A 13,171-nucleotide genomic window follows, 5' to 3' on the forward strand; every position below is an offset into this window, starting at 1 on the left:
TATGAATGGCACCGAGGACGCCGCCGCCTCCGCATCGAACGACCCCGGAACATCGGTGCCCGCGCCGGACTCCCCCGAATCGGGGCAGGCGGAGACGACGACGTCGGAGGCCGAGCAGCCCACCGAGCCCGGCACGGCCGAGCCCGACGAGGCCGCGCCGGAGGAAGCCGACCCGGACGACGCCGACCCGGACGACGCCGCCCAGGAAGAGGCCGAGCCCGACGACGCTCCGCAGGAAGAAGCCGAGTCCGACGACGCCGCGGCGCAGCCGGCCGAAGCCGGCGAGGCGCCGCCGGAGGCGGAGGAGCTGGAGCCGGCGGAGCTGGAGCCGGCGGAGCTGGAGCCCGAGGAGCTGGAGCCCGAGGAGCTGGAGCCCGAGGAGCTGGAGCCGGCGGAGCTGGAGGCGGAGGCCGCCGATCTGCCGGTGCCGTCGGTCGGTCCGGGGCTGCATGGGTGGGTCCAGGGGGCCGGTGCGGTCCTGTGGGGGGCGGCCGCGCCGCTCGCGCTCATCGTGGGGCTCGCCGCGCTGGCGACCTACCACCTGATCGTGCGGGCCGGTGACGTGCTCGTGACGCTGGTCGGCGGCTTCGGTCCGGTGATGCTTCCGCTGTGGGTCCTCGCCTTCATCGTGCTCTCCCCGGTTCCGCTGATGATCTGCCTGGCCGGCACTGTCGGCGTGGTGTCGGCGAGGGCGTCCGCGGAAACCCGGCCCGCCGTGGTGTGGCGGTCGATCGCCGCCCGGCTCGGGACGCTCTGGCTGTGGCTGGCCGGCTGCTACGTCGTCATGCTCACGCCCTCGCTGCTGTTCTCGCTGTCCGGCGTCATGCTCGACAGGGCCACCGACCTGGCGATGACCGTCGCGCTGGACCTGATCTGGACCGTGGCGCTCACCGTGGCCGGCATGGTCGGCTGCGTCGTGCTGGTGGAGCCCGGCCAGAGCCTGCCCCGGGCCTGGCGGCTGCTGTCCCCCATTCCGGTGATCGGACTGGCCGCGGCCACGCTGGCGCTGGTCGTCCTGCCCGAGCTGGCCAACATGACCTGGGGTGCGGTCGGCTTGACCGTGACGTCGGCGTGCTGTGACCTGCTGTGGGCCGTGGCAGCGCTGGTCACCTACGCACAGGCCCGCGGCCGGATCGAACCGGTTGCCGGCCCGGCGCCGCACGACGAACCGGCCACACCGGAGGCCGTGCCGGTCGACTAGGAGACCTTGCGACAGCAGCGGCGTGCGTGTCCCCCGCGCGCCGGCGCGCAGAATCTGATCAGGTTCCTCACCGAGGTCACTGCGCTTAGCGGCTGTCACGAGGGGGCACTGATGAGCGACGACGTGCGCATCGGCCAACGGATCCGGCGCTACCGGCGCTCGCGTGGGCTGAGCCTCGATCAGGCGGCCGGGCTGGCCGGCATCAGCAAGCCCTACCTCTCCCGGCTGGAGCGCGGTGAGCGCTCGCTCAACTCCCGGGCCCTGCTGAACCGGATCTCGTCGGCGCTACAGGTGCCGGTGCCGGACCTGACCGATCAGCCGTACGTCCCGCGGGGCCGGGCGGCGGCGGACCTGCGGCCCGGGGTGACGGAGACCCGGCTCGCGCTGCTCGACCCGAGCGGGCCGCCCCGCTCCGAGGCGGAGATCGCGTCCGGGGTCGACGGCCTCGACCTGCTGATGAACTCCAGCGACCCGGTCGGCCAGGCGCGGGTGGTGCCGGACCTGCTGCGCTGGACCCAGCAGAGCGCCCTGATGCTGGGCACGCCCGCGGCGTACCAGCGGGTCGTCGTCGCCGCGTACGCCGCGGTGTTCATGATGCGCAACCTCGGCGAGTACGACCTCGCGTGGATGGCCGCCGAGCGGATGCGGGCGGCCGCGGAACACACCGTCGATCCGGCGACGCTCGGCTTCGCCGCGTACGCGCAGGCGCATGCGCTGGTGGGTGCCGGCGCGCTGCGCCGGGCCCGGGCGGCGGCGTACGCCATGGCGCAGGCGATGCCCGTCACGGACCGGGAGGGGCTGGCCGCGCGCGGCTCGTGCCTGCTGGTGGCCGCCTCCACCAGCGCCAAGCTCGGCGACATCGACGGCGCCCGGGAACTGGTCGCGGAGGCCGGCCGGCTCGCCGAACGGCTCGACGGGCCGACGCTGATCGCGCGGCACACCTCGTTCGCCACCTGGAACGTGATCATGCACCGGGTGGCGATCGAGGTCGAGGGCGGCGACCCCGCGGCCGCCGTCGACGCGGCGTACCCGCTCTGCCAGCGGCCCGTGCCCAACCGGGAGCGCATGTCGTACCTCTGGGTGGACGTCGGCCGGGCGTTCGAGCAGCTGGACCGCCGGCCGGAGGCGATCGAGGCGTTCCGCCGCGCGGAGCGCGCGGCGCCGCTGCGGGTCCGGCTCAGCCCCGTCGTGTCGCGCTGCGTCAGCGAACTGCTGGACAAGAGCCATCGCCGGGCCGGCGGCGCCGACCTGCGCGGCCTCGCCGAACGGTGCGGCGTCCTCGGCCACTCCTGACCTGCACGGCGACGTTGCCAGCCAGGCAACCCAGGGCCGCCACGCGGACACACCCTGGTTTGCAGCACGGCATCGACGATCGTCGTGCCGGCGGCCCGGCCGAGCGAGGGCCGCCGGCGTGGATGGCGTGCGATCCGTTGATCCCGCACAGCGAATGGAGACCCGATCATGAATCCTCCCGAGGTGAACGCCGCACAGTGGAAGAAGAGCAGCCGCAGCAACGGCAACGGCGGCAACAACTGCGTCGAGGTGGCGCTGCTCGAGGACGGCGCGGCCGTCCGGCACAGCAAGGACCCGTACGGGCCGGCGCTGGTCTTCACGACCGCCGAGTGGGCCGCGTTCGTGGGCGGCGCCAAGGACGGCGAGTTCGACATCGCCGGCTGAGCGTCTTCGACGAGGCCGGGACGGCAGGTCCCGGCGGGACGACAAGGGCGCGTGGGCCCGGCAGGCGGTGCTCGACCGCGGCACCGCCGGACGCCGGGCCCACGCGCGCCCGTATCCGCACCCAGGAGGCACAACTTGACCCTGGCATCGCCTGTGCTCTACGTCGTCATCTGCGGCGCGAGCAACGCCGCCGGCAGCTACGACTTCATCGCCGACACCATCGACGACGGCTGGCGGGTGTGTGCGATCACCACCCCGATGGGCGCCCGGTTCGTCGACGTGGCGCACCTGGCCGACCTCACCGGCCACCCGGTCCGGTCGGCGTACAAGAATCCCGCCGACCCGGACGTCCTGCCCCGCGCCGACGCCTGCGTGGTCGCACCGGCCAGCTTCAACACCGTCAACAAGCTGGCCAACGGCATCTGCGACACCCTCGCGGCCGGCGTGGTCTGCGAGGCGATCGGCGACCGCACGCCGATCATCGTCGCCCCGTGGCTGAACCGCGCCCTGGCCGGCCACGGCGCCTACGCCCGCAGCATCGCCTGCCTGCGGGCCGAGGGCGTCTGCGTGGTGCTCACCGAGCAGACCCGGCCGGACCGCCCCCGCCACGATCCGGGCGGCTCGTTCCCGTGGGCCGCCGTGCTCGCCGAGGTCCGCGGCCTTCCGGCCGCCCGCGCGGGAAAGGTCACCGGGCCGCCGATTTCCCGTTGATCATGCCGGCGCCGCCGGGTTCAATGGCCGTGATGAGCAGAGTGGAGATCCGTCGCGACGGCGTCATACTGTCCTGCCTGGACGTCGGATCGGCCCGCGACGTGGTGGTCCTGCTGCACGGCCTTGCCGGGAGCGCGCGGGAGATGTGGCAGACGGCCGAGAGCCTGCTGCCGGCCCGCCGCGTCATCGCGATCGACCAGCGCGGCCACGGCCACTCCACCCGCCGGCCCGGCGACCTCTCCCGCTCGGCGTACGTCGACGACGTGGCCGCCGTCATCGACCGGCTCGCGGACGGCGGGCCGGTGACCCTTGTCGGCCAGTCGATGGGCGGGCACACCGCGATGCTGACCGCCGCCCGGTATCCCGGCCTGGTGAGCCGGCTGGTGATGCTGGAGGCGGGGGTCGGCGGTCGCGCGGCCGACGACGACTATCCGGCCCGGCTTGGCGACTGGTTCGCGTCCTGGCCGGTGCCGTTCGCCGACGAGCGGGCCGCGGCCGGTTTTCTCGGCTCGACCCCGATAGCCCGGTCGTGGCTGTGCGACCTGGAGCGGCGCGCCGACGGGCTGTGGCCGCGGTTCGAGCCCGAGGTGATGCGGGCCGCCATCGAGGGGGTGGCCGAGCGGGCCCGCTGGGAGGAATGGCGGGAGGTGCGGGCGCCGACCCTTCTCGCGTACGGGGGGAACGGCACCACGACCGCGGCCGAGGTGATCCGCATGCTGGAGCTGCGGCCGGGCGTCGCGCACGCCGTCATCCCGGACGCCGGCCACGACGTACACCTGGAGCGGCCCGGGGAATGGGCCCGCCTGCTGGGCGGGTTCCTCGGTTCCCCGGACCGCGGCCCGGTTCAGAGCAGCGGCGAGCGACCGCCGTAGCCGGTCGCCAGGCGCAGGCCCGGGCGGAGCCCGGTGCCGGTGCCGCGATACAGCGTCAGGCTGCCGTTGGACTTGAGGACCGCGGCCAGGTCGGTGTAGCCGTCCCGGTCGAAGTCGCCGGCGCCGATCAGGTCGCGCATGCCGTTCCAGCCGGTGGCGATCTGCTTCTTGGTGCCGAGCGCGCCCGCACGGCCCGGGCACAGGAACAGCTTGCCGGTCGAGGTCTGGCGGGCGACCAGGTCGACGTGGCCGTCGCGGTTGAAGTCACCGACGCCGGCCAGCTCGCTCATCGTGTGCCAGCCGCCCGCGCCGATCACCTTGCGGGTGCCCAGCTTGGTGCCCTTCGCGCCCGGGTAGAGGTACAGGTTGTGGTTGCTGGTCTGCGCCGCGATCAGGTCGGCGTACCCGTCCTTGTTCAGGTCGCCGATCGCGGTGATCTCGCGCATCTTCTTGAAGCTCTTCGAGAGCAGCTTGCGCGCGCCGAGCTTGCCGTCGCTCTTGCCCGGATAGAAGTACAGGTAGCCGTTGGAGGCCACCCGCGCGACCACGTCGGTGTACCCGTCGCGGTTCAGGTCGCCGATCCGGACCAGCGCGTTCATGGACTTCCAGCCGCCGCCGACCTTCTTCCGGGCCTTCTCGTCGGCGTAGGTGCCGTTGCCCGGGTAGAGGAAGAGGTTGCCGGTGCTCGACGTCCGCGCCAGCACGTCCGACCAGCCGTTGCGGTTGTAGTCGGCCAGCTTCGCGGCGGGCAGCGGCGCGAAGTCGACGAGGTTGCTGTCGATGTTGATGGTGACGCCGCCCCAGGTCTCCTTGTGGTCGCCGTGGTACTGCTTCATCCGGCGGTGCGGCGTCCAGTGTCCGGCCGGGATGCCCGCGTCGGTGACGGTGGCGACCTGGTCCCAGCGGGCGAAGTCGATGTAGTCGGGGCGCACGTAGCCGGGCACGGCGTAGTTGGCGACCTGGTCGGCGACGCCGGAGCCCATGCTGCTGTAGAAGCCGGAGAGGTAGCCGAGGTCGTGCAGCCGGGCGGTCCAGGCGCCCATGAACGCCAGGACGCCGGAGCGGCAGGCGGCGTCGCCGTTCTTGTACGCCTCCATGTCGTAGATCAGCACGCTCTGCGCGGCCAGGCCGAGCGCCCGCGCCTGCGCCGCGGCGTCCTGCGCGGCGGCGGCGCCCTGCGCGGCGGCCTTCGCGTTGTCGATCAGGTTCTTCTTCTTGGTGGCGAGGGTGCAGGACGCCTGCGGGCCCACGTAGAGCGGGATCAGGCGCCAGCCGGCCGCGACCTGGGTGCGCACCCACTCGGCGGTGAGATTGGCCTGGGTGCAGCCCCGGTTGTTGCCGCCGAAGTAGATGCCGACCGCCTTGTAGGGCGAGGCCTTCCACGCCGCCATGCTCGCGCTCGACGGTGCCGTGCAGGCGTCGAACGCGGGTCCCGAGAAGGTTCCCGGCTGGACGGTCGCCGCCGCGGTCGCGGTGACGGTCGCGTCCGCCCGGGTAAGGGTCGTCGCCGACAGCAGCACGACCGCGACGCAGAACACCGCACGAAGGATGGGATTGCGGTGTATCGGCGCCAGTTTCCGCATGACTACCTTTTCTCGGGCAAGCTTAACGATTGGTAAGACAGAGAGAACGCCCGACTAAAACAGAATTCCCGGCATGCGGATACCGGCCGAACAGACGATCTTCGAACTCGAACGGATCATTCACCCGGTCAGGTGTCAATCTTGTCCGTCTCGCCGCCCGGCTCCGCCGGCGGCCGGTCGATCAGCGTGGCGAGGACCGCCGGCGGCATCCGGTCGACCCGCGCCGCGTCGCCCGCCTCGGCGATCGCGCGGTAGGCGAGCGACGCCGCCCTCAGCGCGGCGAGCACGGCGGCGAGCGGATGCAGCACCAGGCCGACCCCGAACCCGGCCAGCTCGGCGTCGGTCAGGCGGTCGCCCCCGGCCTCGTCCTCGGACCGGCAGACGACCATGGGTACGCCGGGCAGCACCGCTCGCAGCTTGCCGACGTCCGCCTCGGGGACGCCGACGGGGAGAACGGCGTCCGCGCCGGCCACCGCGTACGCCCGGCACCGCTCGAAGATCTCGTCGAGGGTGCCCCCGCGGACCCGCGCGATCAGCGCGACGCCGGGCACGCCCTCGGCGAGCGCGGCGATCCGGACCGCCGACAGGCCGGCGTCCTCGCCGTCGTCGAGGCAGAGCCCGCTGATGCCGGACCGCTGGTAGGCCAGCGCGGTCCACACCGCGTGGTCCGCGCCGTCGTAGCCGACGTCCGCGTCGGCCAGCAGCGGCACGCCGCCGAGCGCCGGGACCAGGACGGCGGCCCGGTCGGCGATCTGGGTCGCCGGTGCGTAGCCGAGATCCGGTACGCCGAGCATGGTGGCCGAGACCGCCGGGCCGGACAGGTGCACGGCCCGGTGCCCCGCCCGGACGGCGAGCGCGGCGCTGGCCGGGTCGTAGACGCCCGGTGCGTGCGTGACGCGGCCGGCGACGAGCATCGCCCGCAGGTCGGCGGCGGTCATGATCGGTGCGCCTCGGGTCGGTCCATCTGCTGATCATGACTGATCCATCGGCGGCCCGCGATCCCGGCCGCCGGTGTTAGCGTCCAAAGGTGACCGAGCTGAGCATGCGAGTGGCCCGTCTGCACGGCGCCGGGGACGTCCGGCTGCACACCGAGGAACGGCCCCGGCCGGCCGGCGCCGGCGAGCGGCTCGTCGAGGTGACCTCGGTCGGGGTGTGCGGCTCCGACCTGCACTGGTTCACCGAGGGCGGGATCGGCGACGCCGTGCTGGCCCGCCCGCTCGTGCTCGGCCACGAGATGGCGGGCGTGATCCGCGGCGGGCCGGACGACGGCATCGCGGTCGCGATCGACCCGGCACAGCCGTGCGGCGCCTGCGAGCCCTGCCGGGCGGGGCACGGCAACCTCTGCCCGGGCATCGTCTTCGCCGGGCACGGCTCCTGCGACGGCGGCCTGCGGGAGTTCCTGACCTGGCCGGCCGACCGCCTGCACCCGCTGCCCGACGGGCTCACCGCCGACGACGGCGCCCTGCTGGAGCCGCTTGGCGTCGCGCTGCACGCGCTCGACCTCGCGCACCTGCGGATGGCCTCGACGGTGGCGGTGGTCGGCTGCGGCCCGATCGGCCTGCTGCTCGTCCAGCTCGCGCGCGGGCACGGCGCCACCCGGGTGCTCGCCGCCGAGCCGTTGCCGCACCGGATGGCGGCCGCGGCGGGGTTCGGCGCGGAGCCGGCCGGCGCCGAGGGCGTCGCGGACGTGGTCTTCGAGGTCTCCGGCTCGGACGGCGCGGTGGACACGGCGCTGCGGCTGGCCCGGCCCGGCGCCCGGATCGTGCTGGTCGGCATCCCCGACGGCGACAGCACCACGTTCAGCGCGGCGCTGGCCCGCCGCAAGGGCCTGACCCTGGTGCTGGTGCGCCGGATGGGCGAGGTCTACCCCCGCGCCATCGACCTGGCCGCGCGGAAGCTCGTCGACCTGACGCCGCTCGTCTCGGACGTCTTCGGGCTCGGCGAGGTGAGCGCCGCCATGGCCACCGCCGCCGCGCGTACCGGCCTGAAGGTCGTCATCCGGCCGAACGGCTAGCGGCGGGGAACGTCGCGGCGACGACGGAGGCGACGGCGCCGGAGCTGACCACGTCGTAGCGGTTCCTGGCGGCCGACCACCCGGCCGGGGTGAGCTCGGCGCCGGCCTTGACACCGCGGCGGGTGTTCCCGTCGACGACGGCGGTTCCCGCGCCGCCGCCCAGCCGGAACCGGACCGGCGTTCCGGCACCGGCGTACACGACAAGTTCGCCGACCGGGCCGGCCATCGTGACCGGCACCGTGCCCTTCGGCTTACCCAGTTGCAGCACGAGGTGTGTGGTGCCGCCGTCGACCGCGACGCCGCGCAGGCCGCCGGCCCGCATGTCGATGTTCCGCTCCGTAGCGCCGCCGGTGAACCGCAGGGTCCAGGCCACCTTCGCGTTGAGCCGGATCTCGGCGCCCGCCGTGCCGGCCTCGCCGGTCCGGAGCAGCTCCAGCCGGTGACCCCGCGCGCTCTCGGTCAGCACCGGCACCGCGCCCCGGTCCGTCGTCGCGATGTCGAACAGCGTCGCGCCGAGGTCCTCGCTGCGCACCCGCACCACGGCCGAGGCGCCGGCAACCTCGAGAAGCCGGGTACGCACCGAGCCGAGCGGCGCGGTCACCCGGTGCGCGGCGTCCGGAAAGGGCTGTGCGGGCGGTGCCGGCGACGCGGACCCGTCCGGCACGGTCCCGGCGCCGGCCGCCTGCCGGTACACCGGCTCGAACGCGACCGTCTGCCCGAGGACGACACCCACGGTCAGCGCGACGAGCGCCACCGTGAACACCCAGAGCCGCCAGGGGCGGCGCGGCCGCTCCTCGTAGACGATCACCGCGCGGGCGGCCACCGTCGGCGGCCGCGCGGGGACCACGGGATGGACCTGGGTCGCCTCGTCACCGTCGGCACGCGGCGACGGTTCGAACCATCCCCGGCCCTCGCCGCTGCCGACCACCGCGGCACCTCCGCTCACACACCGTGCTACGGATCATAGCCCGATGTGTATCGACGACCATCGGTGCGGTGGGTGCGGTTCAGCCGGCGGCGGAGGAGTCGCGCGCCGCCTCGGCGGCGGCGCGCAGGCACTGCGCGAGCCCGGCGCCCTGGACGATCGAGAGCACCGGTGCGGTCAGCTCCAGGGCGAGGCTGTCGGGCCGCAGGCTGAAGGTCGAGCCGGTGGTGACCAGCCGGGCGACCGGCGCGCCGTCCTCGTCGGCGACGGCGAACCTGCGTGCCGACCAGTTGCCCTTGGCGTGCAGGACGCGGCCGCCGGGGAGCGTGATCACGGAGCGCCCGGACAGGCCCCACCCGCTGATCCTCAGGTCCAGGACCGGTTCCTGCCGCGAGTCCAGCACCTGGTAGGTGCGGCCCCAGAAGCCGGTCCGGGATCCCGAGGCCAGCACGGCCGATCCGGCGGCGTCGAGGAGCTCGAAACGGGCCCGCGCCGTCCACTTGTGCCAGCGGACGGTCGCGACCTGCTCGCCGTTGCCGAGCGTGACCGGCGACGTGCTGCCGAACACCGCCCGGTCGGGAAGCACCAGGACACCGGTGAAGGGTGCGAAGGGCTGCATGGCGTCGATTCTGTGCCCGGCGGTCAACCTTTGCCGCCCGCCCGGTAAGCGGATGGGCGTGCACGGGGCGTCTTAGATGGAGACGGCTTTCGGCGCGGTGGGCGGGGGGACGGGTGCACAGCGGATTCGAGCAGTACGTGAGGGCGCGCGGCGAGGCGTTGTGCCGCTTCGCCCACCTGCTCTGCGGTGACCGGCACCTCGGCGAGGATCTGGTGCAGGAGGTGCTGGTCAAGGCGCACCGGCGCTGGGCGAGCATCGAGGCGGAGCAGCCGGACAGCTACCTGCGCACCGCCCTGGTCCGGTCGCACATCTCCTGGCTGCGCCGTCGTTCCAGCGGCGAGCGACCGAGCGCGGAGCCGGCCCGCGCCGCGGTCCTCGGCGACTTCGCCGACCAGCACGCCGCTCGCGAGGACATGTGGGGCCTACTCGCCGGCCTCACCCGGACGCAGCGCGCCGTCCTGGTGCTGCGCTACTACGAGGACCTCGACGACCGGCAGATCGCCGAGATCCTGCGGTCCTCGCCGAGCACCGTCCGGGTGCACGCCGCCCGCGGCCTGGCCCGGCTGCGCGCCGACCTGACCCCGCCGACCCTCAAGCCGGGAGCATCGCTGTGAGCCTCGAAGACGACCTGCGTACCGTCCTGCGGGACCGGGCGGCGGAACCGGCGTCCCGGCCGGACCTCCTCGGACTCGTCACCGCCGGGGTGGCCCGCGACCGCCGGCGCCGCGCCTTGATCGCCGGCGGGGCGGCCGCGCTGGCCCTTGCCGCGGTGGTGGCCGTGCCGGCGCTGCTGGCCGGCGGGTCCGAGCGGCCGCCGCGGCCACCCGCCGGCTCACCCTCCGCCGTCGGGTGGGACGTCCCCCGCTGGGAGCAGCCCGCCTTTCCCCTGTCCCCGGGCTGGTTGCCGGACGGAGCGGGCCGGCCCGAGGTCATCCTGATGGGCACCAACACGGTGCTCCAGTACGAGTGGCCGGGTTCGGTGCTCTCCGCCGAGGTCGGCCCGGTGCCGGGTACCTGGGAATCGGAGGGCGAGGAGGACCACTCGGGCTCCGTCGGTGGGCGGCGCGCCACCGTACGCACCGCCGGGGACTCCGACGCGGGGACGCCCGGCAGTCAGCCGTACGTCGGGGTCCGGTGGCGCCTCGCCGACGGGCGGTGGGTACAGGTGGTCAGCTTCGGGCCCCGCACCGAGGCGCAGGTGCTGCGGTTCGCCGCCGGGCTGCGCCCGGGCCGGGTCGCGGGCGACGCCGCGCCGTACACGTTCGCGGCCGTGCCGCCCGGCCTGACGTTGCAGCACCAGAGCAGCGGGATGGCCTGCCTCGCGCCGCCGGACGAGAAGGTACCGGACACCGACGACCCCGAGCTCTTCCAGCGCTCACCCCGCGGGCTCTGTCTCGTCACGACCAGGGAGCCGTTCGACTCCGCGGAGGCGGACGAGATCCTGGCGATCGGCGGCCACCGGGCGGCCTACTACGCCGGCGCCGGCCTGCTCCGGGTCGACCTCGGCGCGGGCCGCGTGCTGGAACTCGACTGGGACGCCGAGCGGATACCGCTCTCCCGCGACGACGTCGTCCGCTTCGCCGAGGGCGTACGGGTCAAGGGCTCCTGAGGAACTCGGCGAAGCGCGGGGCGCCCGGCTCCGGTGCGACCCGGGCGGCCCGCGCGGCGAAGCTGATCGCGTGGTACCACCCGCAGAGCAGGAGCAGGTCGAGCAGTTGTGGCTCGTCCAGGACGTCCCGCGCGGCGCGCCACAGCTCGTCGCCGACGTCCGAGGTGTCGTGCAGCGCGTCCGCCACGCGGATCAGCACCCGTTCGCGACCGACGGTCCAACAGGGATCCTCGGGCGACCCGTCGGTGAGCGAGGCGATCTGATCGCGGGTGAGCCGTACGCGGTCCGCGAAGAACATCAGGTGCGTGCCCCACTCGTACTCACAGCGGCACCTCGCGCAGGTCCGGACGATGACGATCTCCCGCTCCCGCATCGTCAGCGACATCCGGGGGCCGAGCTCATATCTGCCCCAGTCGCTCATCGCGACCGTCATGGGCAGGTTGCGGGCGAGGGTCCGGAACAGCCCGATCGGCGGCGTGCCGGCGGGCATCATCGCTGCGAGCTGTGCCGCGACGTCCGCCGCGTATGGGGCGTCGAGCGGTGGGACACGAGCCACGGCGCCACCTCCGATGCTTCGGATTCAGAAGCACCGTAACGCTTCTCAATCAGAAGCACCAGGCGGGTCGTCCACGACCTGGGCCGAGGCCCACTCGCCGGACCACCGGGCGAGCGGCCGCAGCGCGCGGTAGGCGCCGTGCCCGAGCTCGGTCAGGGCGTACGCGGCGTCCGGCCGCTGCTCCACGAGCCCGGCGTCGAGCAGTTCGGTGAGCCGTTGCCGCAGGACGCTGGAGGACATGTCGTCGCAGCGCTGCTGTAGCGCGCGGAAGCCGACGGCGCCGTGGCGCAGCTCCCAGACGATGCGCAGGTTCCACCGGCGCCCGAACAGGTCGAGCGCGGCCATCAGCGGCCGGCCGGTGCTGGATCCTCGAACCGGCCTTCCCGGCCTGGGCACCGACACGACTGTCCACCTTCCTCGGGCGAGTCTGCCACCCCGTCACTCGTGGTAGTGAATCGCATCAGATAAGTCACCACGACTGCATAGAGTGGACTTCTCAGGAGATTCTGGAGGTCACGTGCCCGTAATCATGATCCTGCGTCTCAAGGCCGATGCGACCGCCCTCGAACGTTTCACCGACGCCAATCCCGGCCTGATGGAAGGCATCTCCGCCGCCGGACAGGCGGTCGGCGCCACCCGGCACACCTTCGCCGCCGCGGGCGACGAGGTCCTCGTGATCGACGAGTGGCCGGACGAGGCCACGTTCCAGAAGTTCTTCGACAGCCAGACCGAGATCCCGCGGGTCATGCAGGAGGCCGGCGCGCAGGGCCCGCCGGAGATCACCTTCTACCGCAAGCTCGACGTGCCCGGCCAGTTCTAGGCCGGACCCGCATTTCGCCCCGAGCCGGGCGTCCCTCCGTCATCGACGGGCGGGGCGCCCGGCTCGCGCCGTCCAGCCAGGTTCGGACCCGCGACGTTCAACGGCCGCTCGAAGAACGTCTCCAGCACGACGATGGTCTCGGTGCCGGTGACCCCGGGAACGCCGAACGCGCGGCGCAGCACGGCCTGCAACTGCTCGGGGGTCGAGGTGCGGACCTTCACCAGCAGCGACGCCGACCCCGCGACGATGTGCGCCTCCTGGATCTCGGGGATGGCGGCGAGCGCGTCACGGGTGGGCTGGTCCCCCATCCACGCGTTGGCCTGGAGCATCACGAACGCCAGGACGCCGCCGCCGACGGCGGCCGGGTCGACGTCGACGGTGGTGCGCGTGATGACGCCGCGCTCGCGCAACTTGCGCACCCGCTCGTGCGCCGACCCCGCCGAGAGCCCGACGGCCTTGCCGAGTGCCGCGTACGCCTGCGTGGCGTCGGCCTGCAACGCCGCCAGCAGCGCCCGGTCCGTATCGTCCATCGAACCCTCTCTCGCAGAACGTGAACTAGCCGACTTGACGGTTGACCGTACCAG

At 73.6% G+C, this 13,171-nt stretch carries 16 protein-coding genes; 9 read left to right on the forward strand and 7 right to left on the reverse strand.

Going from position 1 to position 13,171, the window contains the following annotated elements:
• Position 1: 1 nt before the first annotated feature.
• The 5 genes from BJ971_RS23115 (at position 2) to BJ971_RS23135 (ending at position 4,461) form a co-directional block, all read left to right on the forward strand.
• Complete coding sequence (locus BJ971_RS23115; protein WP_184995322.1) at positions 2-1,201, forward strand: hypothetical protein; 1,200 nt, start codon at positions 2-4, stop codon at positions 1,199-1,201.
• Between the two features lie 111 nt (positions 1,202-1,312).
• Entirely contained in the window at positions 1,313-2,494 is a 1,182-nt protein-coding gene (locus tag BJ971_RS23120) for a helix-turn-helix domain-containing protein (protein WP_184995323.1), read from the forward strand.
• A 168-nt stretch (positions 2,495-2,662) separates the two neighbouring features.
• A complete protein-coding gene (locus tag BJ971_RS23125; RefSeq protein WP_184995324.1) occupies positions 2,663-2,878 on the forward strand; it encodes a DUF397 domain-containing protein in 216 nt (71 codons plus the stop codon).
• A gap of 135 nt (positions 2,879-3,013) precedes the next feature.
• On the forward strand, positions 3,014-3,589 hold the full coding sequence (locus tag BJ971_RS23130; protein WP_203709607.1) for a flavoprotein: 576 nt from the start codon (positions 3,014-3,016) through the stop codon (positions 3,587-3,589).
• A gap of 32 nt (positions 3,590-3,621) precedes the next feature.
• Complete coding sequence (locus tag BJ971_RS23135) at positions 3,622-4,461, forward strand: alpha/beta fold hydrolase (RefSeq protein ID WP_184995325.1); 840 nt, start codon at positions 3,622-3,624, stop codon at positions 4,459-4,461.
• On the opposite strand, the gene BJ971_RS23140 is transcribed toward BJ971_RS23135, so the two are convergent.
• Positions 4,434-5,999 (reverse strand): glycoside hydrolase domain-containing protein, encoded by a 1,566-nt coding sequence (locus BJ971_RS23140; protein WP_239087765.1) that lies wholly within the window; start codon positions 5,997-5,999, stop codon positions 4,434-4,436. The two genes, BJ971_RS23135 and BJ971_RS23140, sit on opposite strands and share 28 nt — an antisense overlap.
• A 173-nt stretch (positions 6,000-6,172) precedes the next feature.
• Positions 6,173-6,982 (reverse strand): isocitrate lyase/phosphoenolpyruvate mutase family protein, encoded by an 810-nt coding sequence (locus BJ971_RS23145; protein ID WP_184995327.1) that lies wholly within the window; start codon positions 6,980-6,982, stop codon positions 6,173-6,175.
• A gap of 89 nt (positions 6,983-7,071) precedes the next feature.
• Between BJ971_RS23145 and BJ971_RS23150 the strand changes: the two genes are divergently transcribed.
• A complete protein-coding gene (locus BJ971_RS23150; protein ID WP_239087766.1) occupies positions 7,072-8,058 on the forward strand; it encodes a zinc-dependent alcohol dehydrogenase in 987 nt (328 codons plus the stop codon).
• Here BJ971_RS23150 and BJ971_RS23155 read toward each other — a convergent pair.
• Positions 8,039-9,004 (reverse strand): hypothetical protein, encoded by a 966-nt coding sequence (locus tag BJ971_RS23155; protein WP_184995328.1) that lies wholly within the window; start codon positions 9,002-9,004, stop codon positions 8,039-8,041. The two genes, BJ971_RS23150 and BJ971_RS23155, sit on opposite strands and share 20 nt — an antisense overlap.
• A gap of 61 nt (positions 9,005-9,065) precedes the next feature.
• Entirely contained in the window at positions 9,066-9,602 is a 537-nt protein-coding gene (locus tag BJ971_RS23160; protein ID WP_184995329.1) for an LURP-one-related family protein, read from the reverse strand.
• Between the two features lie 113 nt (positions 9,603-9,715).
• Here BJ971_RS23160 and BJ971_RS23165 point away from each other — a divergent pair, with 113 nt between their 5' ends.
• Both BJ971_RS23165 and BJ971_RS23170 read left to right on the forward strand, forming a co-directional pair.
• Positions 9,716-10,216, forward strand: a complete 501-nt coding sequence (locus BJ971_RS23165; protein WP_184995330.1) for a SigE family RNA polymerase sigma factor — start codon at positions 9,716-9,718, stop codon at positions 10,214-10,216.
• Entirely contained in the window at positions 10,213-11,211 is a 999-nt protein-coding gene (locus BJ971_RS23170; RefSeq protein ID WP_184995331.1) for a hypothetical protein, read from the forward strand. Before BJ971_RS23165 ends, BJ971_RS23170 begins: the two co-directional genes overlap by 4 nt.
• Here the strand turns inward: BJ971_RS23170 and BJ971_RS23175 are convergent.
• Positions 11,198-11,767: a carboxymuconolactone decarboxylase family protein gene (locus BJ971_RS23175; RefSeq protein ID WP_239087767.1), complete on the reverse strand. Its 570-nt coding sequence runs from the start codon at positions 11,765-11,767 to the stop codon at positions 11,198-11,200. The two genes, BJ971_RS23170 and BJ971_RS23175, sit on opposite strands and share 14 nt — an antisense overlap.
• Before the next feature lie 45 nt (positions 11,768-11,812).
• Positions 11,813-12,169: a winged helix-turn-helix transcriptional regulator gene (locus BJ971_RS23180; protein WP_203709608.1), complete on the reverse strand. Its 357-nt coding sequence runs from the start codon at positions 12,167-12,169 to the stop codon at positions 11,813-11,815.
• Between the two features lie 115 nt (positions 12,170-12,284).
• On the opposite strand from BJ971_RS23180, the gene BJ971_RS23185 reads away from it, so the two are divergent.
• Positions 12,285-12,587, forward strand: coding sequence for a hypothetical protein (locus BJ971_RS23185; RefSeq protein WP_184995332.1), 303 nt, complete (start codon positions 12,285-12,287; stop codon positions 12,585-12,587).
• On the opposite strand, the gene BJ971_RS23190 is transcribed toward BJ971_RS23185, so the two are convergent.
• Positions 12,584-13,117 carry an Lrp/AsnC family transcriptional regulator gene (locus BJ971_RS23190; RefSeq protein ID WP_184995333.1) on the reverse strand — a complete coding sequence of 178 codons (534 nt, stop codon included), beginning with the start codon at positions 13,115-13,117 and terminating at the stop codon, positions 12,584-12,586. The genes BJ971_RS23185 and BJ971_RS23190 overlap by 4 nt on opposite strands.
• Between the last annotated feature and the right edge of the window lie 54 nt (positions 13,118-13,171).

Origin of the sequence: Amorphoplanes digitatis, from assembly GCF_014205335.1 — a bacterium.
GTDB classification, from domain to species: domain Bacteria; phylum Actinomycetota; class Actinomycetes; order Mycobacteriales; family Micromonosporaceae; genus Actinoplanes; species Actinoplanes digitatus.

What these genes read in the sequence shown, in the direction of transcription:
- BJ971_RS23160 (WP_184995329.1), bottom strand. Translation starts at nt 9,602, where the DNA reads ATGCAGCCCTTCGCACCCTTCACCGGTGTCCTGGTGCTTCCCGACCGG.
- BJ971_RS23115 (WP_184995322.1), top strand. Translation starts at nt 2, where the DNA reads ATGAATGGCACCGAGGACGCCGCCGCCTCCGCATCGAACGACCCCGGA.
- BJ971_RS23145 (WP_184995327.1), bottom strand. Translation starts at nt 6,982, where the DNA reads ATGACCGCCGCCGACCTGCGGGCGATGCTCGTCGCCGGCCGCGTCACG.
- BJ971_RS23125 (WP_184995324.1), top strand. Translation starts at nt 2,663, where the DNA reads ATGAATCCTCCCGAGGTGAACGCCGCACAGTGGAAGAAGAGCAGCCGC.
- BJ971_RS23190 (WP_184995333.1), bottom strand. Translation starts at nt 13,117, where the DNA reads ATGGACGATACGGACCGGGCGCTGCTGGCGGCGTTGCAGGCCGACGCC.
- BJ971_RS23120 (WP_184995323.1), top strand. Translation starts at nt 1,313, where the DNA reads ATGAGCGACGACGTGCGCATCGGCCAACGGATCCGGCGCTACCGGCGC.
- BJ971_RS23135 (WP_184995325.1), top strand. Translation starts at nt 3,622, where the DNA reads ATGAGCAGAGTGGAGATCCGTCGCGACGGCGTCATACTGTCCTGCCTG.